This is a genomic window from Mesoterricola sediminis, assembly GCF_030295425.1.
GTDB classification, from domain to species: Bacteria; Acidobacteriota; Holophagae; order Holophagales; family Holophagaceae; genus Mesoterricola; species Mesoterricola sediminis.
Genome location: NZ_AP027081.1, coordinates 925,511 through 946,284 on the forward strand (window position 1 = coordinate 925,511; position 20,774 = coordinate 946,284).

General features: G+C 71.6%; 15 protein-coding genes. 5 read left to right on the forward strand and 10 right to left on the reverse strand.

The genetic code is table 11. From position 1 onward, the window contains the following. Position 1: 1 nt before the first annotated feature. The 4 genes from R2J75_RS03975 (at position 2) to R2J75_RS03990 (ending at position 4,345) form a co-directional block, all read left to right on the forward strand. Entirely contained in the window at positions 2–727 is a 726-nt protein-coding gene (locus R2J75_RS03975; protein ID WP_243329274.1) for a Crp/Fnr family transcriptional regulator, read from the forward strand. Next, positions 724–1,491, forward strand: a complete 768-nt coding sequence (locus R2J75_RS03980) for a hypothetical protein (RefSeq protein ID WP_316411115.1) — start codon at positions 724–726, stop codon at positions 1,489–1,491. The genes R2J75_RS03975 and R2J75_RS03980 overlap by 4 nt, the downstream gene beginning before the upstream one ends. Before the next feature lie 87 nt (positions 1,492–1,578). Continuing rightward, positions 1,579–2,928: a M16 family metallopeptidase gene (locus R2J75_RS03985; RefSeq protein ID WP_316411116.1), complete on the forward strand. Its 1,350-nt coding sequence runs from the start codon at positions 1,579–1,581 to the stop codon at positions 2,926–2,928. Between the two features lie 10 nt (positions 2,929–2,938). After that, positions 2,939–4,345 carry a M16 family metallopeptidase gene (locus R2J75_RS03990; protein WP_316411117.1) on the forward strand — a complete coding sequence of 469 codons (1,407 nt, stop codon included), beginning with the start codon at positions 2,939–2,941 and terminating at the stop codon, positions 4,343–4,345. A gap of 69 nt (positions 4,346–4,414) precedes the next feature. Here the strand turns inward: R2J75_RS03990 and R2J75_RS03995 are convergent, their stop codons facing one another. The 3 genes from R2J75_RS03995 to R2J75_RS04005 are packed head-to-tail and all read right to left on the reverse strand — an operon-like array spanning position 4,415 to position 7,163. Continuing rightward, complete coding sequence (locus R2J75_RS03995) at positions 4,415–4,870, reverse strand: SRPBCC family protein (protein ID WP_243329278.1); 456 nt, start codon at positions 4,868–4,870, stop codon at positions 4,415–4,417. Positions 4,871–4,889: 19 nt separating this feature from the next. Beyond that, the gene (locus tag R2J75_RS04000; RefSeq protein WP_243329279.1) at positions 4,890–6,059 is read right to left on the reverse strand and encodes an acetate/propionate family kinase; all 1,170 of its coding nucleotides are present in this window, start codon (positions 6,057–6,059) and stop codon (positions 4,890–4,892) included. Between the two features lie 57 nt (positions 6,060–6,116). Then, entirely contained in the window at positions 6,117–7,163 is a 1,047-nt protein-coding gene (locus tag R2J75_RS04005) for a mechanosensitive ion channel family protein (protein WP_243329280.1), read from the reverse strand. 154 nt (positions 7,164–7,317) lie between these two features. On the opposite strand from R2J75_RS04005, the gene R2J75_RS04010 reads away from it, so the two are divergent. Continuing rightward, positions 7,318–7,569, forward strand: a complete 252-nt coding sequence (locus R2J75_RS04010) for a DUF2795 domain-containing protein (protein WP_243345707.1) — start codon at positions 7,318–7,320, stop codon at positions 7,567–7,569. A gap of 58 nt (positions 7,570–7,627) precedes the next feature. Here R2J75_RS04010 and R2J75_RS04015 read toward each other — a convergent pair whose 3' ends face one another. From R2J75_RS04015 to R2J75_RS04045, 7 genes are all read right to left on the reverse strand, one after another. Further along, positions 7,628–8,374, reverse strand: a complete 747-nt coding sequence (locus tag R2J75_RS04015; protein ID WP_243345708.1) for a hypothetical protein — start codon at positions 8,372–8,374, stop codon at positions 7,628–7,630. 71 nt (positions 8,375–8,445) lie between these two features. Further along, positions 8,446–10,908: a zinc-dependent metalloprotease gene (locus R2J75_RS04020; RefSeq protein ID WP_316411120.1), complete on the reverse strand. Its 2,463-nt coding sequence runs from the start codon at positions 10,906–10,908 to the stop codon at positions 8,446–8,448. A 28-nt stretch (positions 10,909–10,936) separates the two neighbouring features. After that, complete coding sequence (locus R2J75_RS04025; protein ID WP_243329284.1) at positions 10,937–11,770, reverse strand: hypothetical protein; 834 nt, start codon at positions 11,768–11,770, stop codon at positions 10,937–10,939. A 22-nt stretch (positions 11,771–11,792) separates the two neighbouring features. Beyond that, positions 11,793–15,083: a TonB-dependent receptor gene (locus R2J75_RS04030; RefSeq protein ID WP_243345710.1), complete on the reverse strand. Its 3,291-nt coding sequence runs from the start codon at positions 15,081–15,083 to the stop codon at positions 11,793–11,795. A 26-nt stretch (positions 15,084–15,109) separates the two neighbouring features. Beyond that, entirely contained in the window at positions 15,110–15,964 is an 855-nt protein-coding gene (locus R2J75_RS04035) for a hypothetical protein (protein ID WP_243329286.1), read from the reverse strand. Between the two features lie 167 nt (positions 15,965–16,131). Beyond that, on the reverse strand, positions 16,132–17,589 hold the full coding sequence (locus tag R2J75_RS04040; RefSeq protein WP_243329287.1) for an aminotransferase-like domain-containing protein: 1,458 nt from the start codon (positions 17,587–17,589) through the stop codon (positions 16,132–16,134). Then, positions 17,586–20,729, reverse strand: a complete 3,144-nt coding sequence (locus tag R2J75_RS04045; protein ID WP_316411122.1) for a serine/threonine-protein kinase — start codon at positions 20,727–20,729, stop codon at positions 17,586–17,588. The genes R2J75_RS04040 and R2J75_RS04045 overlap by 4 nt, the downstream gene beginning before the upstream one ends. Between the last annotated feature and the right edge of the window lie 45 nt (positions 20,730–20,774).

Below are 20,774 nucleotides of genomic sequence, written 5' to 3' on the forward strand. Positions count from 1 at the left end.
CATGACCTTCCACTTTCCCGTCTTCGAGGGACACTGCGCGTCCTGGGAATCCGTCCTGCACCTGGGACGGCGGGTGGACTATCCGCGGGGCGCCCTCGTCCTGGACATGGAAGTGCCCGCCGACGGGGTCTGGTACATCAAGGAAGGCCAGCTGGACACCGTGCTCTACACCCTGGAGGGGCCCGAGAAGGTCATCTACGCGGTGGGGCGGGGGTGCCTCTTCGGGGAGGCCTGCGCCTTCACCACCGGCATCACCGGCGAGGCGACCGTTTGGGCGCGGACGCCCTGCACCCTCTACTTCTTCCGGCGGGAGATCGTGGAGGAGGTCATCGCCCGGGAACATCCGGCCCTGATCCTCGAGATGGTGGGCCTCCTGGGCCGGATCGTGCGCATGTACTCCGTCTGGCTCCAGGACAGCCTGACCCTCGACTACTTCCAGCGGGTCTGCCGCATCCTCGTCTACTTCATCCACTGGAAGGGCGCCGTGCCGGGGCCCGGCGGCGACGTGCGCATCCAGGCCGACCTGGCCCAGAACGACCTGGCCCGCCTCCTGGGGGTGCACCGGGTCACCGTGGCCAAGGCCGTGGCCCGGCTCCGGGAGGAGGGGGTGCTCCTCCAGTTCACCCGCACCCTCCTCCACGTTGCCGATTACGCGGGGCTCTGCGCGCGGGCCGGCCTGCCGGAGGTCCGGCGACGGCCGATTGGGCGCGCGGGGGGCAAGCCATGAGGCCGGGGGCCCCGCCCCCGCGGGTGGACCTGCCCCAGCGGCTCATCGACGCCCTCTTCCGGCGGGTGGCGCGGGACCTCACCCTGGCCATGGCCCTGCTGGAACTGGCCATCGTCCTCGGGCGCCTGCCGGGATTCCAGGCCGGAACGACCCCCCCGGTCCTCCTCGTCGGGCCCTTCCTGGCCTTCCTGGTTTGTCTGTCGGGGGCCTCCCTCCTGGCCTTCGGGAGGCCGGACCGCCGCATGGCGGACGCGGTGATCTGCGCGGGCAACGCCAGCCTCTCCCTGGTGTTCGGCACCATGTCCCTGTGGTACGCGGACCCGATCCGGCTCTTCGTGTTCGCGATCCTCCTCCTCATGGCCGGGGTCTTCCAGCGCAGCCGGACCCTGTACGCGGTGAACCTGGCCGTCACGGTGGCGGCCCTCGCCTTCGGCCTGCGCGGCGCGCCCATGCCCCGGTCCTCGGCGGGCATCGCCTACGCCGTCTTCTTCGCGGCGGCGGCGGCGGGGCTCATCGCCCACCTGCTCCTCACCGCCCTCGTGAAGCGCCTCCACCGGGCCCTGGTGCGGGCCCGGAGCGCCCGCCAGGAGGTGGCCGTGCTCCAGGGGCTCATCCCCATCTGCGCCCATTGCAAGAAGATCCGAAACGACGGCGGGTTCTGGGAGCAGGTAGAGAGCTACATCGCCAGCCGCACCGCCGCCTCCTTCTCCCACGGGGTCTGTCCGGAGTGCCTGGAACGGCACTATCCGAAGCCGCGGCGGTAGGTTGGCTGGTTGGCCTCCCGGCGGGGGGTTGCTATCATCCAAGCGATACCCTCCCATGAGATCCTCGATTCTTTACAGGAGTCCCGCATGAGATCACCTTCCCTGGTCCTCCTGCTCGCTGGCCTTACCCTGGCCGCGGGCGGCCCCGCGCGTCCCGCCTGGCGCATCCCCGTCACGGTGAAGCAGCTCCCCAATGGCCTGACCGTCGTCGTCTCCGAGGACCACGCCCTCCCCACCCTCGGGGTGAGCGTCGTCTACCGGGTGGGGATGCGCCTGGAGCCCAAGGGCCGGACCGGGTTCGCCCACCTCTTCGAGCACATGATGTTCGAGGGGACGCCCGTGGCGCCCAAGGGCACCTTCGACCGGGTCATCCAGGGGGGCGGCGGCCGCAACAACGGCAGCACCCGCTACGACTTCACCAACTACATCGAGAGCGCCCCGGCGTCGGCCCTGGAGCCCATCCTCTGGCTCGAGGCTGACCGCATGAAGGACCTGGACTTCTCCGAGAAGAACCTCCAGAACCAGCGGGACGTGGTGAAGGAGGAGATCCGCGTCAACGTGAAGAACCGCCCCTACGGCAGCTTCTGGCTGGACCTCCCGGCCGCGGCCTACGCCCGGTGGGAGAACGCCCATGACGGCTACGGCTCCTTCGAGGACCTGGACCACGCCGCGGTCCAGGATGTGAAGGCCTTCCACGCCACCTTCTACAGCCCCGCCAACGCCGTGATCGCCGTCGCCGGCGACGTGAAGGCCGAGGAGGTCTTCGCCCTGGTCGAGAAGCACTTCGGCGCCATCCCCAGCCAGCCGAAGCCCGCGGTGCCCGACCTGAAGGAGCCCCTGAACACGAAGGAGGTCCGGCAGGTGAAGACCGACCCCCTGGCCCGGGTTCCGGCCCTGGCCGTGGCCTGGAAGATGCCTGAGCGGGGCAGCAGGGACCACGCCCCGGCCGCCGTCCTGGCCGAGATCCTGGCCGGGGGCGACGCCTCCCGCCTCTACCTGTCCCTGGTGAAGGGCAAGGAGTACCTCCTCAACGTCCAGGGCGGCCTGAACCCCCTGGGCGGCCCGTGGGACTTCGACGGCCAGACCCTCATGACCCTCTTCTCCCTGTACAAGCCCCAGGTGGACGTGGACAAGATCCTCGCCGAGGTGGACGCCCAGGTGGCGGCCGTGGCCGCCGAAGGGGTGGGGAAGGCCGAACTGGAGCGCACCCGGACCAAGATGGTGTCCGACTTCTACGCGGGCCTGGAGACGCCGCTGGGCCGCGCCGACGCGCTGGCCAAGAGCCAGGCCCTGTGGGGCAGCGCCGAGGCGCTGAACACCATCCCGGCCCTGATCGAGGGGGTGACCCCCGCCGATCTCAAGCGGGTGGCCGCCACCTACTTCACCCGGGCCAACCGGGTCGTCATCGACTACCACACCGCCGCGCCGAAGCCCTGAGGAGACGCCCATGAGCACCCGAACCACGCTGATCGCCCTCCTCCTCGCCTCGGGCTGCGCCGCCTTCGCCGGCCAGGACGAGAAACCCCTGCCCAAGGAGCTGCCGCCCTACGGCGCCGACCGGGCCATCCCTCCCATCGACCTCACCCGCAAGACCCTGGCCAACGGCATGGAGGTCTGGATCGTGAAGCGCCCGGGCCTGCCGCGGGTCGCCAGCTACCTGGCGGTCCGGGGCGGCGACGCCTCCGATCCCGCGGACCGCCAGGGCCTGTCCAGCTTCATGGCCGGCCTCCTCGCGGAAGGCACCGCCCGGCGCAGCTCCCGCCAGATCGCCGAGGAGATCCAGGCCATCGGCGGCGAACTGGCCGCCGGGGCCGGCCCGGACGCCGTGCTGATCCACGGCACCGCCCTGAGCAGCGGGCTGGGCACCCTCGTGAACCTGCTGGCCGACGTGGCCCGCCACCCGGCCTTCCCCGCGAAGGAGGTGGAGCTGTCCAAGGCCAACGCCCTCCAGGGCCTCCAGGCCCAGGAGGCCCAGCCGGGCTTCAAGGCCAACCGCGCCTTCTTCGCCGCCCTGTTCGGGGAGCACCCCTACCGGTTCACCGCCATCACCCCCGAGCTGGTGAAGCAGGTGACCCCGGAGCAGCTGCGCGCCCTCCACGGCGAGCGGTTCCAGCCCGGCCGGGCCCTCCTCGTGCTGAGCGGGGACCTGCAGCCGGCGGCGGCCCTCAAGGCCGTCGAGGCGGCCTTCGGGGACTGGAAGGCCACGGCCCCCGACCTCAAGCCGGTGCCCCCGGCCCCCACCGCCGCGGCGCGCCAGATCGTCCTGGTGCCCCGCCCCGGCTCGGTGCAGTCCACCCTGCGCGTGGGGCGCCCCGCCATCCCCTTCAACCACGCCGACTACGTGCCCTTCCAGCTGGCCAACATCATCCTGGGCGGTTCCTTCCACAGCCGCATCACCCGGAACATCCGGGAGGACAAGGGCTACACCTACTCGCCCGCGGCGCGCCTGCGCAGCCTGCGGGAGGGCGGGGCCTACCTGGTGCAGGCCGACGTCCGCAACGACGTCACGGCGGCCACCCTGAACGAGATCTTCTACGAGATGGACCGCATGGCCTCCACGGACGTGCACGAGGAGGAGCTGGTCAGCGCCAAGCGATACATGGCCGGCACCTTCCTGGCCCAGAACGAGATGCTCCAGGCCCTCACCGGGACCCTGGCCACCTACTGGATCAACGGCCAGCAGCCCGAGGCCCTCTCGGCCTTCATCCCCAAGGTCAACGCGGTGACCGCCGCCGACATCCGGCGCGTGAGCCGCACCTGGCTGGCCTCCAAGGACCAGACCGTGGTCGTGGTGGGGGATCCGGCGAAGGCCAAGGCCGAGCTGGAGCAGTACGGCCTCGTCACGGTGAAGTAGCCGCCGGCGCGGAGCCCGGGCCCCTGGACGCCTGCGCGTCCAGGGGCCCGGTGCTTGCCGGCGCCGCCCTCAGCCCAGGATCCGGGCGATGGCCTCGCGCCGGTAGGCGAAGATGCGGTCGATGTCCCGGCGGACCCACAGGGCCGTCACGATCCGCCCGAGGAGGCCCCAGCCGATCTTGTAGCGCACCTGGTCCTCGATGCGGGTGCCGCCGCCGGGCAGATCCTGGAAGCGGTGGGTATGGTGCCAGAGGGCGTAGGGCCCCACCAGCTGGCGGTCCACGAAGCGGCTGCCCTCCTCCCAGGTCTCGATGAGGGTCCGCCACCGCAGGGGCAGGCCCCGGACGGAGAGGCGGTAGTCGAAGACGGCCCCTTCGCCCCGGGGGAGGGGACCGGGGGTGAGGACGCGGAAGCGCAGCCAGGGCGGGGTCAGGCGCTCCAGGTTGGCGGGGTCGGAAAAGAAGGCGAACACCTCCGCGCGGGGCCGGGCGATGTCCTGGCGGCTGATGAAGATCTCTTCGCGCATGGTTCCCTCCGGGCCCGGCTCAGCGCACGGTTTCGCGGGCGATCATCAGCTCCTCGTTGGTGGGCACCACGGTGACCACCACGCGGCTGTCGGGGGTGGAGATGATGCGCTCGCCCTTGCCCTGCTCGTTGGCCTCGGGATCCAGCTTCACCCCCAGGAAGGTGAGCTTGCTGCAGACCTTGGCCCGGACGAAGCTGCTGTGGGTGCCGATGCCGGCCGTGAAGGTGATGGCGTCCACGCCGTCCAGGACGGTGGCGTAGCTGCCGATGAACTGGCGCACGTTGTAGGTGAGCAGGTCCCGGGCGAGGCGGGCGCGCTCATTGCCGCGGTCCGCGGCGAGCTCGATCTCCCGGAAGTCGGAGGAGACCCCGGAGATGCCCAGCAGGCCGGACTTCTTGTTGAGGAGGGTCGTGATGGCGTGGTAGTCCAGGTGCTCGTATTCCATGAGCATCTCCACCACGCTGGGATCGATGGTGCCGCAGCGGGTGCCCATGATGACGCCCTGGAGGGGGGTCATGCCCATGCTCGTGTCCATGCTCTTGCCGTTGAGGACCGCGCAGATGCTGGTGCCGTTGCCGATGTGGCAGGTGATGATCCTGAGGCTCCGCAGGGGCCGGCAGAGGAGGATGGCGGTGCGGGCCGCCACGTAGGCGTGGGAGGTCCCGTGGAACCCGTAGCGGCGGATGCCGTACTTCTGGCTCAGCTCGTAGGGGATGCCGTAGGTGCGGGCGAAGTCGGGGATGTCGTGGTGGAAGGCCGTGTCGAAGACCGCCACGTGGGGCACGTCGGGGAAGGCCTCCATGGCGCAGCGGATGCCCAGGGCGTTGGCGGGGTTGTGGAGGGGGGCGTACATCGCGAAGGATTCGATGTCCCGGAGCACCTCCTCGGTCACCAGGACCGAATCGCCGTACTTGGGTCCCCCGTGGACCACCCGGTGGCCCACGGCGTGGATGGGCGTCTCATGCAGGACGGCGGTCCGCAGCCGCTCCAGGATCGCCTCCAGGGCCTCCCGGTGGCTGGGCAGGGTCAGGGTCTCCTTCTTCCGCTCCCCGGCCAGGGTGCAGTCCAGCCCCGCCTCCGCCAGGCCGATCCGCTCGGCCTGCCCTTCGGCGATGGAGGCCTCCTTCGTCATGTCGAAGAGGTTGAACTTGAGGCTCGAGGAGCCGGCGTTGAGGACCAGCACGAACATGGGGCACCCCTCCAGCGGACGTGGGGCCATTATGCCCGCCGCGCGGCCGGTGTCGAGCTACTTCCCCGGGACGAGGCGCCGGACCGGCTGGGCGAAGGCCAGGCCCCGGTCCAGGAAGGCCTGGCGGAGCGCGACGTTGATGGCCTGCTGGATGTCCATGTAGAGGTTGTAGTCCGGGTCGAGCACGAAATAGACCACCTCGAAGACGAGGGCCGATTCCCCGAACTGGAAGAAGTGGGCCCGGTCGAAGCGGACCCGGTCCTGGGCCAGGATGACGTCGCGGACCTGGCCGGGGATCCACGCCACGTCCGCGGGGGCCGTCTCGTGGCCCACGCCGAAGGTGAAGACCACGCGCCGTTCCGACATGCGGGAGTAGTTGCGGATGCGGCTCTTCAGGAGGTCGTTGTTGGAGACGACCACCAGCTCCCCCGAGAGGCTCCGGATCTGGGTGGACTTGAGGCCGATGGCCGTCACGGTCCCCAGGACGTCGCCGGTGATGATGAACTCCCCGAGGACGAAGGGTTTGTCCAGGGAGATGGAGAGCGAGGCGAAGATGTCCCCCAGGATGTTCTGCACGGCCAGGGCCACGGCGATGCCGCCGACCCCCAGGCTCGCCAGGAGGGCGTTGAGGTTGACGGAGAAGCTGTCCAGGGCCACCAGGAGGAGGAAGGTCCACAGCACCATGCGGAGGATGAAGCCCAGCACCGGGGCGGTCATGGCGAGGGTGTCCGGGTGCGCGGGGCGCTGGGCGAGGTGGCGCCCCAGCCAATGTCCCACGGCCCGGTTTCCGAGGATCCCCCCCTGGGCGAGGAGGGCGAGGATGGCCCCGTGGGCGAGGAGGTGGGCCGCGCGGTGCGGCAGGTCCAGGAAGAGGCTGCCCGCGCCGGCGGCGGCCCCGGCCAGGAGCGGGAGGCGCAGGCCCTCCAGGGCGGCGGCGAGGCCCTCCGCGAAGGCGGCGGACGTGCGCCGGGCCCAGAAGGCGTGGAAGCGGCGCGCCAGGAACCGGACGAGGTAGGGCGTGGCCAGCACCACGCCGGCGGCGAAGGCGGCGAGGCCCCAGGCGAAGGGACTGTTGCCCAGCAGGACGTCAGCTCGGTGGGCCATGGCGGAACCCTCCAGCCTGAGGTGCCGCCGGCACCCTCCGCGTGCCGGAAAAGACCCCCAAACCCCGGAGGGGGCTCGGGCACCGAATAGGCACCGCCCGGCGCGGAACGCCGCCCGGCGGCCCTTTCAAACCCACCAGCCGATGGAGGCAGCCATGACGCGCGGCGTCGGGGGCAAGTCCCCCTCCAATCTCGCCACCCACCTCAAGGGGATCGACTTCCCCTGCATGAAGCAGGATCTCGTCGCCCACGCCCGCGGCGCGGGCGCCGAAGCCGCCGTGATGGACGTGCTGGAGGCGATGCCCGACCGGGAGTACGGCACCATGGCCGACGTCATGGAAGGCTTCGGGGAGGCCCGCCGGGATTCCGAGGACTCGGATGAGGGCGGGGATGAGGAGGACGGGTGACCGGCCGTGCCGGGGCGGGGCCGGCGGGGCGGGCCCCGCGCCCCGGTCCCGCCCGCCCTCAGAGCTCGGCCACGATCTGCTTGAGGATCGCCTCCACGGCCCTGGGACCGGGGGTCAGGCGCTTCTGCTCCGGGGCGAACAGGGTCTCGGCCCGGAACGCGGCCACCGGGTGCCCGGCGCCGTCCCGCACGACGCCCTCCACGCAGAGGGTGCCCATGCGGTAGAGGGAGACGCCCGAGGCCTTCACCTTGGCGCAGGGCTCCATCCAGGTCACGGCGGCCTCCATCCGGTAGGGGGAGGCGGGGCGCAGGGTGGCGTCCGTCCGTTCCTTCCAGGCGGTGAGGACTTCGGGCACCAGCGGCTGGGGCAGGTAGAAGAGGCTGGCCGAGGCCAGGCCCCGGCTCCGGTCATAGCCGGCCGCCCGCCACACCTGGGGGAGGGGATGGCCATCCTGGCCCTTGGCTGGCGCGGACAGCAGGCCCGCGACCTGGGGCGGGAGGTAGGCGGGGGCCTGGCTCCGGGGCAGGGGGGCGATCGCCGCTGGAGGCGCCGGGGCGGCCGCCGCGGTCCGCGCCGGCGGGTGGTTGCGGGGCACCCCGTCCGAGGCCAGGTAGGTGTCGGGGTGGGCCGCGAGATCGGCCTTGCAGGGCTCGCAGCACACCCGGTAGCGCCGGCCCCGGACCGTCACGGTGGGGCTGTCGGCGTCCACGGGCTCCCCGAGGACCGGGCAAACGGTGTTGGTGGCGGGTCGGGCCTGGGCCGGCGGAGGCGCCTGGTGGACGGGGGGAAGCAGGGGCAGGAACATGGGCACTCCAGGGGGCAGGGGCAGCCCCCCCGGCGGCCGAGGCCGCCGGGAGGGCCGCGCGGGGATGGGGATCAGTCCTTGGCGGGGGCGGGGGCCGCAGGCTGGCTGCCTCCCCCGGCATAGGCGGGCCCCTTGGGATCGAGGATGCGCTCGATGCGGACCTTCAGGTCCTCCAGGTGGGCCCGGCTCAGGGGATCGCTGGCCGCGGGAATGCGGGCGGAGATCCGGGCAAGGAGGGTCTTGAACTCCATGCGGTAGGCGAGGCGGTTGTCGTTGGGATTGCCGCTGAGGGTGGCCATGTTGAGGCGCATGCCGACCTGCTCCACGTAGGCCCGCTGGGCGTTGCGCCGCCAGAGGTCGATGCGGGGCGCCGGGGCTTTCAGTTCCGAAAAGAGGCCGTCCCGCAGGTCGGCCAGCATGGCGCCGGCGGTGTAGGCCTGGGGGCCTTCCAGGGCCATGTGGTCCTGCAGGCGCTCGGCCCGCCTCAGGAGATCCGAGAGGACGAGGATCTGGATGGACAGGACCTCCTGGAGGCCGCCGTCCGGGGCGATGCGGTTGTGGAGATCCCGGTCCAGGAGCCAGGTGGGCGTCCTGAAGAGCTGCTCGTCCAGGAAGCGGATCGCAGCCCGCTGGCGGTCCCGGCTGACCGGGGTGAAGCGGGGCCCGGGGCGCGCGCCGTGGAGGGGGACGCTGTCGAATCCCCCGACGAGCGCGGCCACATGCTTGATCTCGGCGTGGTACTGGGTCCAGACCCGGCGGTACATCTGTTTGAGGTCCTGGACGTCGCGGCCGGCCTTCAGGGTGGCCCCGGGGATCATCGCCATCACCCGCTTGAGGTTCTTGATGCCGAGGGTGGACGCGAGCACCGGATCCTGGTCGCCCACGGCCTCGGTCTCCTCGCCGGGATCGGTCTCCCGGGTATCCGGGGTGGAGAAGCGCAGCCAGGGGGTGGCTTCCTGGGGGCGGCACCAGGCGTCCAGGGTGGGGGCCTCGGCCTGGGGCGTGGTCGCCCCGGGCACCGGCGCGTAGCCCCAGTGGATGGCGAAGCGGTCGTAGGGGCCGATGCGCGGGATGAGGAGGGCGGGCGGGATCCCGTCCTCGGGCTGGACCAGGTAATTGAAACGGGCGTAGTCCATGATGGACGGGGTGTGGCCCATCTCCTCCAGCCAGGCGCGGTCCCGCAGCTTCTCCGCGGGGTAGGTGGCGCTCGCCTTGAAGTTGTGCTGGAGGCCCAGGGAATGGCCCACCTCGTGGCAGACCACGTAGCGCACCAACTCGCCCATGAGCTCGTCGGGCAGGGGCAGGGTCCGGGCCCGGGGATCCAGGGGACCCACCTGGGTGAAGTACCATTCCGTGACCAGCTTGACGATGTTGGAATAGATCTCCACGTCCGCCACGAGGATCTCGCCGCTGCGGGGATCGACGGTGCGGGGGCCCCGGGCGTTGGGGGTCGTGGAGGGGACCCAGCGGATCACCGAGTAGCGGACGTCCTCCGGGGACCACGCGGGGTCGGCCGGGGCCTCCAGACAGCGGATGGCGTGGACGAATCCCGCCGCCTCGAAGGCGGGCGCCCAGGCTTCCACCGCCTGCTTGACGTAGGGGACCAGGGCGGCGGGGGTCGCCGGGTCCACGTACCAGGTGATGGGCTTGATGGGCTCGCTCCGCGCGGCGGCCGGGTCCTTCTTCTCCAGGCGCCAGCGGGAGATGATGTCGCGGGTCCGGACGCCCATGGCGGTGTCGGCGAAATCGGTGACGGAATGGCTGAAGAAGCCCACCCGCTCGTCCCGGAAGCGGGCCTGCATGGGCGTCTCCGGCAGCTTGGCCAGGGCATAGTGGACCAGGGCCGTCCGGGGCATCTCGGGGGGCGCCTGGCCGGGCTTGAAGCTGCCGCCGGCGCCGCCGTAGCCGAAGGTCTGGGTGACCTCCACGTTGAGGTTGGCGGGGAAGACGGCGGTCTTCTCGACGAAGGTCCGGCCGGGATCCAGGGCTCCGGCCGTCAGCGTCTTCTTCACTGGGATCTCGGCGATGTCGGTGGTGAAGAGCCGGGTGAGGTCCACCACGGGTTCGCCGTCGGCACCGAAGGCCTCCACGGGCAGGGCGAGGAGGATGGGGTCGGTGTTGAGCGCCTCCACGGCCTGGGCGAAGGGCGTGGCGGGGTCGCTGAGGGTGGGGTAGAGGGAGAGCCTCGCCAGGACCTTGTGCTCGCGGAGCTCGAAGCGCAGCACCTGGCTGCAGACCTCCTGGCCGGGGAAGGCCGTGGTCCCCGCGGGGGTGCGCTTGAACCGGACGCTGAGGAGGAAGTCCTTGCCGAGCTGGGCCCGGGGGATCTCCGCCAGGATCCGCCCCCGGAGCGTGTGGATCCGGAAGACGCCGGCCTGGGTGCGGTAGTCGGGCGTGACGACCTTCGCGTAGGGCTTGGGTTCGGCCTCGCCGGGCCGGAGTGCGGGGGGCGCCTCGGGCGCTGGCTTGGGGGCCTCCGGGGACTGGGCGGCGAGCAGGGCCGGCAGGGGGAGCAGATGCAGGGGCGTTCTCATGGTCGGGCGAATCCTACGGGGGGCGGGGCTAGAAGCGGTAGCGGGCGCCGAACTGGAGCCAGGAAGGGTTCACGGGGCCGCGGTTGACCTCGTTGAAGGGGTTCTTCTTGGAGTTGGCCTTGCCGTTGGGCAGGGTGTCCGTGGTGACGGCGATGCCGGGCCCGAGCTCGGTGAGCTGCAGCGCGAGGTCGGCGCTCCAGTGGCGGTCGAAGGCGTATTCCAGGCCGGCCCGGATGCCGCCCTTGATGCCCTTGTCGTTCTTCACGGCGAAGACGTTCAGCGGCATGATCCGGCCGTTGAAGGGGTAGGTGTAGCTGCTGGCGTAGTCGGAGGCGAAGTAGTAGGACTCCGTGCCGGTGTTCTTCACGTGGTACCGGTTCGCGGTCAGCCCCACGTAGCCCTTCATGCGCGGCGTGAAGGCGGGGAAGACGATGTCCAGGGCCAGCTGGAGGTCGGTGAGGGAGGACTTGGTCCCGGTGATCCGGGACGGGTCGGTGGTGTGGAGCTCCCAGGTGGAGGTGGTCCCGGCCTTGGCCTGGAGGAAGGACCCGTCGGGGGACCGGTCCTGGAGGTAGACGCCGGTGGGGGAGGTGTGGTGCTGGTGCCGGCCGGGCATACCGATGAACGTCAGGCTGAGGCGGGTGAAGTAGTCCTTGTCCGGTTCGAGGCGGTAGGCGAGGCTGACGCCCAGGGTGCCGCCCAGGTCGGCGTCGGTGACCTTCTTCAGGGCCGGGGTGGCGACGAGGAGGGAACCATGGAGGTCCGGCACGAGGCGACCGTTGAGCCAACCTTCGGCGGCGGGAGAGGGCAGGCAGGCCAGGGTACCCAGGAGGGCTGCGGACAGGCGGGAACGAAGGGTCATGGCAGGGCTCCGCGGAAGGGGGTCAGAACGTGAGGCCGAAGGTGACTTCACCGGCCCGCCGAGAGAGGCTGGAGATGTAGGTGAGGCCGGCGGAGCTCCCCTCGCCGCGGCTGCCGACGGGCACCTTGTTGCTGGGGCTGTAGGCCCGGAGCAGGGTGCCCTGGGGCCCCATGTAGTAGCCCGAGTCGCCGGTGATGGGGTAGGGGGGATTGAAGACGCTCTGGTTGAAGATGTTCAGGATCCGGACGCTGCCGGTGAGGCAGGCCTTGCCCACGCCCAGGGGGGCCCGGAAGCCCACCTTGAAGTTCCAGAGGGAATAGGACTCGCTGGTGGCGTGGAAGGAGGTGCTGTCCCCGTAGATCCGGCTATAGGTCCCGTTGGTGATGTTCTCGATGCCGTAGGGGCTGGCCGCGGCGGTCATGGAGGGCCAGATGGCGTAGTAGGTCGAGCTGCGGCCCGGGGCGTTGTACGAGCTGCCGGGGATGATGTTGGGCAGGTAGTAGTTGCCGTTGAGTCCGAAGGTGACCGTGCCGGTGAGCACGGGGACGACGTAGCCGAAGCCCAGGCTGATGTTGCGGGTCTCGCTCTGGAGGCCCTTGGTGACGTACTGGTCCTCGTTGGCCGCGGTCAGGCCGTTGAGGGCCTTCACGTAGGCGTAGTTGTAGACGTCGGAGAAGTTCTTGTCGATGGCCTTGCGGCTCAGGGTGACGGTCCCCATCCAGAAGAGCCTGGGCGTCAGGTTCTGGTTCCAGCCCATCTCGAGGGTGTCGTAGGTGGTGTGGAAGGGGCTGCTCGTCCAGTAGATGTTCTGCATGTAGGCGGACTTGCCCGCGCCGCCCAGGGGATTGGCGGACTGGGAGTAGAAGTCGAGCTTCCCGGTGTCGACGTAGGAGTTCCACTCCTTCCGGTAGACCTTCCTGGCCAGGGAGATGCGCACGCTGCCGTTCGTGATCGCCCGGGTGTAGTTGAGGGTGACTTCGTCGGCGAAGGGGACTTCCAGGTTGAGCAGCTTGTTGCGGGTGACGTCGTTCTTCCAGCTGATGGCGTTGGTGGTGTCCCAGTTGGCGGGGTTGAGGAGGTCCGCGTAGGTCACGAACTTCACGTACTGGGAAGCGTCGGTGATGGGGGTCCCGGCGGTGGGGACCGCCTGGCCGGAGACGCCCTTCCAGCCCACGAGCACCGCGTTGTTGTAGGGGCTCGCGGACAGGCCGCCGCTGCCGAAGAAACCGACCGCGAATTCCTGGGAGTAGCGGGCCAGGGTGACGCTGAAGTACTGGCGGCCGTCGCCGGTGGGATCGAACTTCACCATCAGGCGGGGGTCGAGCCGCGACATGTTGTCGATGCGGAGCCCCGAGTTGCCCACGGCGCTGAAGATGTTGTAGCGGAGGCCCAGCATGACGTGGAGCCGCTTGCTGAGGGTCCAGCCGTCGTTGACGTAGATCCCGGTGGCGCGGGTGCGCCCGCGCTCGGGGCTGACCGTCCCGATGAGCTTCAGGGGGGCGGGCCCGATGGGGAGGTTCCAGGTGCTTCCGACGCCGCTGTAGACGTCGCCCCACGTGGTGGTGTTGCCGTAGCTGTTCACGCCCGACCAGGCCATGGTGGGGAAGAGGTAGGCCGAGGCGTCCAGGGCGCTCTTCGAGGTGTCGCGGTAGTAGCCGCCGGTGTAGATGATCTCGTTGGCGGAGCCGAAGTTCTGGCTGGAGGAATCGTAGTTCTGGACGGTGTCGAATCCCACGTCGATGTCGTGGGTCCCCTTGAACTCGAGGTACCAGCGCAGGTTGCCGTCCATCTTCTTGACGCCGCTGCCCTCGGGCCAGTTGGGGTTGGTGGAGCGGAGCACGGACGCGTAGCCCAGGGAGTTCTGCAGGTCCGTGGTGCCGAGGGTGGGGCTGTAGCGCGAGGCGAAGGCGGCGATGACCGAGACCGGGTTGTCGGTGGGGCCCGCGTAGGCCAGCCGCTCCCGGTCCGTCCTGGTCAGGTTGAATTCCGCGGAGAGCCGGGAGCCGAGGATGGCCTTCCAGCCCAGGTTCCAGCCCTTGCTGTTGGCGTTGGTGCTGCCCACCATCTCGCGGTTCAGCGCGCCGGCGGGGGAGCCCATGGTGGTGGTCTTGGTGCGGAACATGGCCAGGGAGACGACGTGGTTCTCGGCCACCGCGGCGGTGATCTTCAGGTCCTGCTGGGAGGTCCGGGTGCGGGCGGCGTAGGTGTAGCCCGCGTCCATGAGGTCCGTGCCCCCGGCCACGTAGGCGCCCCCGGGGCCGGCCGCCAGGTAGTTGTCGATGGCGGCGCTGGCCCGGGTGGCGTTCCCCGCCGTCGACGTGAGGGTCCACAGGGGGGAGGAGCCGCCGTAGGTGGACCAGATGCCCTGCTGGCGCGCCAGGTCCCGGAGGTTCCCATAGGTCCCGTTGCCCGAATCGGGGGTGATCTTCCCGGACAGGAAGAACCAGACCCGGTCCCGGATGATGGGGCCGCCCAGGGTCCAGTTGTAGGTCCGGGTCAGGTCGTCGGAGTAGTTGAGGCCGAGGGCGCCCGCGGAATTGGCGAACAGGTTGGAGCCGTGCCGGTTGGAATCCCAGGAGGGGCGGCTGGCGTTGATGGTGAGGGACCCGATGAGCTGGTTGGAGCCCGACTTGGTGACGGTGTTCACGGTGCCGCCGAGCACACGGCCGTAGCGGGCGTGCATGGGCGAGAGCACCACCTGGATCTCCTCGATGGCCTCGGGGACCGTCTGGTAGAGGGCCATGTTGCTCTTGGGGTCCCGCGTCTCGATGCCGTTGAGGGTGTAGCCGGTGTTCCAGCTGCCGCGCATGCCCTCGCTGGTGTAGCCGGGGGTGAGGGCCAGGGCGCTGTCCGCCGTTCGCTCCACGGCGAGCATCTGCATGGTCTCCATGGGGAGGTTGGTGGAGACCGTGGGGTTCTCGATGGCCTCCAGGGTCTCCCCGGTGCTGATGACCTCGACCTTGGCGCCCACCTGGGCGATGGGCGCGAGCTTGAAGTTGGTTTCCGCTTCCGCGCCGATGCCCACGCGGACCCCGTGGGCGGTCTTGCCCAGGAAGTCGGGGGCGCTCACCGTGAGGGTGTAGGTGCTGACCGGAAGGAGGGGGGCGCGGTAGCGGCCCTTCGCATCGGTGGTGACGACGCGGACGCCGATCATTTCGGGCGCCTGGAGGGAGATCCGGGCCCCCTTGACGGGCCTCCCCTCGGTGTCGGTGACGGTGCCGGACAGGTTGCCCGTGGTGGCCTGGGCCATCAGCTGGCCGCCGGCGGCGAGGGCGAAGGCGAGGGTACCCCGCCTGAACAGGAGCTTGGACATGGTCTCGTTCCTCGACAAGGGATGGGCTAGAAGTGGTAGGAGAAACCCACTTCGAGATGGGGGGCGATCTGCTGCCGGGTGTCGACGTGGTCGGCCGGGAACCCGTTGGGGGCGGCCATCATGCCGATGGCCCGGGGCGTGGAACCGCTGTCCTTGGCCAGGGTGTAGGTGCCTGATCCGGTGACGTGCACGTAGTTGAGGCTCTGGTAGCGCAGGAGCACGAGGTTGAGCTCGAAGCGGGTGTCGGGCAGCCATTCCGTGCTCAGGCCGATGTACGGGGAGAGGGGCACCTGGTGGCTCTTCTGGGCGTACCAGTAGTTGTCCCGCCAGCTCCCGGGCTGGGGCGAGGTGCTGGTCACCATGCCCCAGGGCTTGGACATGATGTCGCCCCGCACCTCATGCTTGAACTGGGCCCCGCCGATCTGCAGGCCCGCGTGCCAGCCCCGGGCCTTGCCCAGGAAGGGGAAGGTGCCCTCGTACCAGGCGCGGACGGAAAGGCCTTCCAGGTAGTTGACCCGGGCGTCGGAGGCTCCGTAGGTGCGGTCGATGGGATTCGGGGCCACCTGGGCGGCGACGCCGGTGGAGGGATTCACCCAGGTGAGGGTGGCGGGCGGATCCTTGATCGTCTCCAGGTAGTAGTTGCCGGGCTTGTAGGCGTAGCCCACCTCCACCCCGAGGCGGCCCGGAAGGGGGAGGGCGAAGGTGGCGCCGAAGCCCAGGCCGATGGCGTTGCGCTGGAGGTTGTTGGGCTGGGCGAGGGCGAAGCCCACCCGGCCCCGCACCTCGAAGGAGATGGCCGGCGCCTTCTCGGCGGCCGCCGCCCCGGGGCCCGCCAGGATCAGGCAGCCCAGGACAAGGGAGGTCAAGGGGAAATGGCTCATGGGTATCCTCGGAGGGTGACCGGGCGGTGGGCGCCGGGAGCGGAAACGGGGCACGGGAAGCCGGAATCGGGAAAGACGGGAACGGAATCGACCTTCCCGCCATTTGACGGGTTTGCCATCAACCGGTCCCGAGATGGCGGCTCAACCGGTTTGGGGGCCGCCTGGGTTCAGCGGGAACGGCCCAGGGCGGCCTTGAGCCGTGTCACGGCCGAAGCCAGTTCCTCCTCGGTGGCCTGGGAGAACCCCATGCGGAAGGCGGGCGCCGGCTCGCCCAGGAAGAACTGGTCCGGCGGGTGCAAGCGCAGGCCGAGGTCCCGGGCCCGGCGGAGCCAGGCCGCCAGGTCCACGCCCGGCGCGGCGCGCAGCCAGAGCCCGAGGCCGCCCGTGGGGACGGCCACCTCCAGTTGCCCGCCGAGCTCCTCCTGGAGCCGGCCGCAGAGCAGGTCGCGGCGCCCTTCGTAGATCCGGCGCGTGCGCCGGAGGTGGGCCCCCAGCTCCCCGTCCCGGATGAGGTCGGCCACGGCCCGCTCGGTGGGAGCGTCCCCCAGGTCCTGGGGGCGCTTGATCCGGGCGAGGAGGGGCACCAGGGCGGCGGGAACCACCAGGTAGCCCAACCGGAGGCCCGGAGTCAGGAGACGGGAGAGGGAGCCCAGGTGGATCACCTGCCCGGTCCGGTCCAGGGCGAGCAGGGACTCGGGACGCGGATCCCCGTAGGCGAATTCCCCGTCGTAGTCGTCCTCGAGGATGGCCACCCGGTGGGAGGCCGCGAGGGCGAGGAGGGCCTCGGCCCGGGGGCGGGAGAGGCTCACCGCGGTGGGGAACTGGCGGCGGGGCGTCAGGTAGAGGAGGCGCACCGGGCCCTGGGCCAGCAAGGCCGCCAGGGCTTCGGTGTCCAGGCCCTCGGCGTCCACGGGCAGGGGACGGAGGGTCAGGTGCCCCGCCGCCAGGAAGATGTCCCAGGCGGCCCGGTTCCCCGGGGATTCGACGCCCACCACGGCCTGCTTCCGGAAGAGGGTGGCCACGAGCATCGCCAGGGCCGCTCTGCTGCCCCGGGTGATCAGGACCCGGTCGGGGGAGACCGCCAGGCCGTGGCGCTCCCCCACCCAGCCCGCCACCGCCTCCCGGAGGATGGGGTGCCCCAGGGGGTCCTGGCCCCGGAGGAGGGCGGGGGCGTGGTGGCGGAGCGCCCGCTGGTAGGCCCGGGAAAGTTCCTGGGCCGGGGCCAGGCGGGGGTCCGGCGTGCCATCGGCCAGGAACAGGGTGGTGGGATCGGGGACGGAGGCGGGCAGGAGGAAGCTGGGCAGGTCGAAGCCCACCCCCGTCTCCCGCGCCGAAGCCACCGTCCGGGCCTGGGAGGGGAGCTCCAGGGCCACGAAGGTCCCGCGGCTGGGCTCCGTGACCAGCCATCCCTGGTCCACCAGCTCGTTGAGGGCGGGGATCACCGTGTGGCGGTTCACGCCCAGCAGGGTGGCCAGGGCCCGGGAGCCGGGCAGGACGGTGCCGGGACGGAGGCGCCCCTCCAGGATGGCCTTGATCACCGTCTGGACCACCCGCTGGACGAGGGTGGCCCCCGGCCCCGCCTCCAGGGTGAGCCGGAGGGGTTCGGGACGCAGGCGGCCGGTCATGGCCGCCCCCCGCCGTTGGCCCGCATTTGCGCCCGGGCGACCAAAGGCGCCACGGCCCGCGCCAGGTGGAGGTTCCGTTCGACGGCCTCCCGGAAGGCCGCCCGGGCCTGGGCGGCCAGGGTCCGGCCGCCTCCCGGTTCCTGCTCGGCCAGGGCCAACAGCAGCTCGCCCCGGAGCACCCAGATCCGGGCGGACAGGAAGGGGCCCTGGACGCCGCCGGTGGCCTTGTGGGGGGTGCCCCCGCGCCGCGCGTCCCGGGTGGGGGGGCCGTAGGTGGCCAGGGCCCGGGCGCAGGCCCGCAGCCCCGCCTCGTAGGCCGCGGTCCGGCCCGATCGGGACGCCCGGCCCAGGAGGAGCTCCAATTCGGCCAGGCCCGCCTCCAGCTCCGCCCGGCCCGTGGTCCGGCCCCGGTCCAGGCGGGCCTGGAGCCAGGGGACCAGACCCGCGAGGGCGGGCCGTGGATCGCGGCCCGCTTGGAGATCATGCCGGCCCACCGCCAGGCGACCCCGGAGGTAGGCCAGGCAGGCTGTCAGGCTGTGGGGGGTCTCCAGCATGGCCGGTTCCTGGCGGGCCAGGACCGCGGCCAGGGCCGACCAGGCGCTGGCGGTCCCCAGGGCCAGCGCCTGCTCTCGGCGGAGGTCCGTCTCGCTGGGCAGCTCTGGCGCGGTGGCCGGGGTGCGGCGCTGGAGGATGGCTTCGGCCTCGGCCAGGCTGGGGGCCGCATCCTCGCCCTGGAGGCGGGCCCATTCGGCCCGGGTGAGGGCGAGCTTGAATCCGGCCTGCCAGGGGATGGGCCGGATCCCGGCTTGGCGGACGGCCATCCCCAGGGCAAATCGGGCGTCCTGGCCCGTTTCCATCTGGAACTGGGCATTGACCAGCCACCAATAGGCATCCGGCAGGTCCTCCGCGCCGACGGTGGCGAACAGGCCCGCCAGGTCGAAGGGCAGGCGCAGGTCGTAGGCCCCGGCCGCCCGCAGTGCCAGGGGTTGCCAGGGGGCGACCATCCGCAGGATGGCCCGGTCGGGATGGGCCACGGCGTCCGTGAACCGGGCGGTCAACTCCCGGACCTCGGCCCCGGGCGCCTCGCCCAGGGCCAGGCGGAGGTTCAGGGCCCGCACCTGGTGGCGGATGCGGAGGCGCCACAGCTCCGGGTCCGCGGGCGAGACCGCGAGCCCCCCGTCCAGCCACCGCCGGGACTGGGCCAGGAGGGCGCGGCGGGCGGCGGGGGTCTGCCCCGGCAGGGCCTCCTGTTCCAGGACCCCTTCGGCGAGCCGCCGGTACACCTGGGGATGGCTGGGGGCGATCCGGAGGGCCGCCTGGAGCAGGGCCTCGGCCTCCGCCCAGGGGGTTGGCGCGCCTCCGGTGGGGCGGGCGTCCGGAGTCCGGGCCTCCCGCTTGGCCTCGTCCCGGGCCACGGCGACCAGCACATCCGCTTCCTCCAGCAGGGCGTCCAGCTCGTGGGGGAACCGCGCCCGGTAGGCCCGGGCCAGCCGGAGCAGGGTCGCCCGGTCCCCGGCGTCCACCTGGGCGACCTCCAGCAGGTGCTGCAGGCGGGTCTGGTCCTCGCTGCCCCGCCCCACGAGCATGGCCCGGGCGGGTTCCAGGAAGCGCGCGCGGGCCTCGGCCCGGAGCGTGGCCGCCTTGGCGGCGTCCGGGTGGGCCCCGGCGGCGGCCACGGCCTTGCGGTACTCCTGCAGAAGGGCCAGCGAGAGCCAGTTCCGCGCGAGTTCCGTGTGCAGGCCCAGCCTCCAGGCCGTGCGGAACGCCTCCAGGGCCTCCGGGTCCTCGGGGTCGAGGAGGTAGCGGGCCTGGCCGAGGGCCAAGTGTCCGGGGGCCTGGGCGGCGCGGCCCTGCCGGGCCATCTCCTGGCGGATGCCGTCCCGCATGGCCCGGGCCTCGGCCAGGTCCAGGTCGATGGTGTGGGGGGGCAGGCGGTAGGTGCGGTCCAGGTGGCGCCGCAGGGTCTCCACCCGCTTCACGAAATGGGTGTCCCATTCGGCCTGCTCGGCGGTGTAGGCCACCCGGGCCAGGACCAGGCCGCCGCCCGCGGCCAGGACGAGGGCCCCCAGCCCCACGCCCCAGGCCAACCGCCGATGGCGACGCCCCCACTGGGTCAGCCGGTAGCTCCACCCCCCGCCCATGGCCTCCACCGGCTCGTGGCGCAGGAACCGGCCCAGGTCCTCGGCCAGGGCCCGGGCGCTGGGGTAGCGGTCCCGGGGGTCCCGCGCCAGGCAGCGCTCCACGATGCGGCCGAGGTCCTCCGCCAGGTCCGGCCGCCGCTGGGCGAGGGGGATCCGCTGGCCGGCCCGGATGGCCTCCAGGAGGCCCTCCAGATCCGTGGCGACGAACGGCATGACGCCGGCCAGGAGGACATAGAGCAGGACGCCGAGGGCGTACACGTCGCTGCGGGCGCTGAGGAGGGTCGGGTCCCCGGTCAGCTGTTCAGGGCTCGTATAGGGCGGCGTGCCCATGGGGCAGGGGCCTCCGGCGCGACGGCCCGTCCGCACCATGCCGAAATCCCCCACCACCGGGCGGAAGGTCCCGTCCTCCCGGCGCTGGAGCAGGACATTGCCCAGCTTCAGGTCCAGGTGCACGAGGCCGCGCGCGTGGGCGGCATGCACGCCCAGGGCCAGTTCCCGCACCAGGTCCAGCTTCCGGGGGAGGTCCAGGGCCGGGCCCGCCTGGGCCAGGGTGGGGCCGTCCACCAGCTCCATGACGATGTAGCCCTTGCCGGCCTCGTAGATCCGGCACACGTTGGGGTGCTCCACCTGGGCCTGGGCCCGGGCCTCCCGGAGCACGGGGGAACCCTCGGCCTTGAGGACCTTCAGGGCCACCCATCGCTCCAGGAGGCTGTCCCAGGCCCGCCAGACCCGGGCGGAGGAACCCTCGCCCAGCAGGTTGGTCTGCTGGAACCGACCGCCCAGTTCGGGCAGCGGGTGGAGCAGGGCGCCGTCGGGAGCCGCCGGGTCGCTCCAGGAACCGGCCTCCACGCTCCCCACGTCCTCCAGGCCCTCGAGGCAGGAAGCCCAGAGTTCGGCGCCGGGCAGGGGCGCGCCCGCCCCGGGGGCCGGGTGGACGGCCTCAGGGACAGGGGGCGTGGGGCCGGTGGCCAGGGGCCTGGCCGGCTGCGGGTCGGACATGGGGAGCTCGAGCGGCGGCGCGGACGCCGCGTGGGACGCGGGTTC

Coding starts and splice junctions, on each gene's coding strand:
- R2J75_RS03975 (WP_243329274.1), top strand. CDS start 2: ATGACCTTCCACTTTCCCGTCTTCGAGGGACACTGCGCGTCCTGGGAA.
- R2J75_RS03980 (WP_316411115.1), top strand. CDS start 724: ATGAGGCCGGGGGCCCCGCCCCCGCGGGTGGACCTGCCCCAGCGGCTC.
- R2J75_RS03985 (WP_316411116.1), top strand. CDS start 1,579: ATGAGATCACCTTCCCTGGTCCTCCTGCTCGCTGGCCTTACCCTGGCC.
- R2J75_RS03990 (WP_316411117.1), top strand. CDS start 2,939: ATGAGCACCCGAACCACGCTGATCGCCCTCCTCCTCGCCTCGGGCTGC.
- R2J75_RS03995 (WP_243329278.1), bottom strand. CDS start 4,870: ATGCGCGAAGAGATCTTCATCAGCCGCCAGGACATCGCCCGGCCCCGC.
- R2J75_RS04000 (WP_243329279.1), bottom strand. CDS start 6,059: ATGTTCGTGCTGGTCCTCAACGCCGGCTCCTCGAGCCTCAAGTTCAAC.
- R2J75_RS04005 (WP_243329280.1), bottom strand. CDS start 7,163: ATGGCCCACCGAGCTGACGTCCTGCTGGGCAACAGTCCCTTCGCCTGG.
- R2J75_RS04010 (WP_243345707.1), top strand. CDS start 7,318: ATGACGCGCGGCGTCGGGGGCAAGTCCCCCTCCAATCTCGCCACCCAC.
- R2J75_RS04015 (WP_243345708.1), bottom strand. CDS start 8,374: ATGTTCCTGCCCCTGCTTCCCCCCGTCCACCAGGCGCCTCCGCCGGCC.
- R2J75_RS04020 (WP_316411120.1), bottom strand. CDS start 10,908: ATGAGAACGCCCCTGCATCTGCTCCCCCTGCCGGCCCTGCTCGCCGCC.
- R2J75_RS04025 (WP_243329284.1), bottom strand. CDS start 11,770: ATGACCCTTCGTTCCCGCCTGTCCGCAGCCCTCCTGGGTACCCTGGCC.
- R2J75_RS04030 (WP_243345710.1), bottom strand. CDS start 15,083: ATGTCCAAGCTCCTGTTCAGGCGGGGTACCCTCGCCTTCGCCCTCGCC.
- R2J75_RS04035 (WP_243329286.1), bottom strand. CDS start 15,964: ATGAGCCATTTCCCCTTGACCTCCCTTGTCCTGGGCTGCCTGATCCTG.
- R2J75_RS04040 (WP_243329287.1), bottom strand. CDS start 17,589: ATGACCGGCCGCCTGCGTCCCGAACCCCTCCGGCTCACCCTGGAGGCG.
- R2J75_RS04045 (WP_316411122.1), bottom strand. CDS start 20,729: ATGTCCGACCCGCAGCCGGCCAGGCCCCTGGCCACCGGCCCCACGCCC.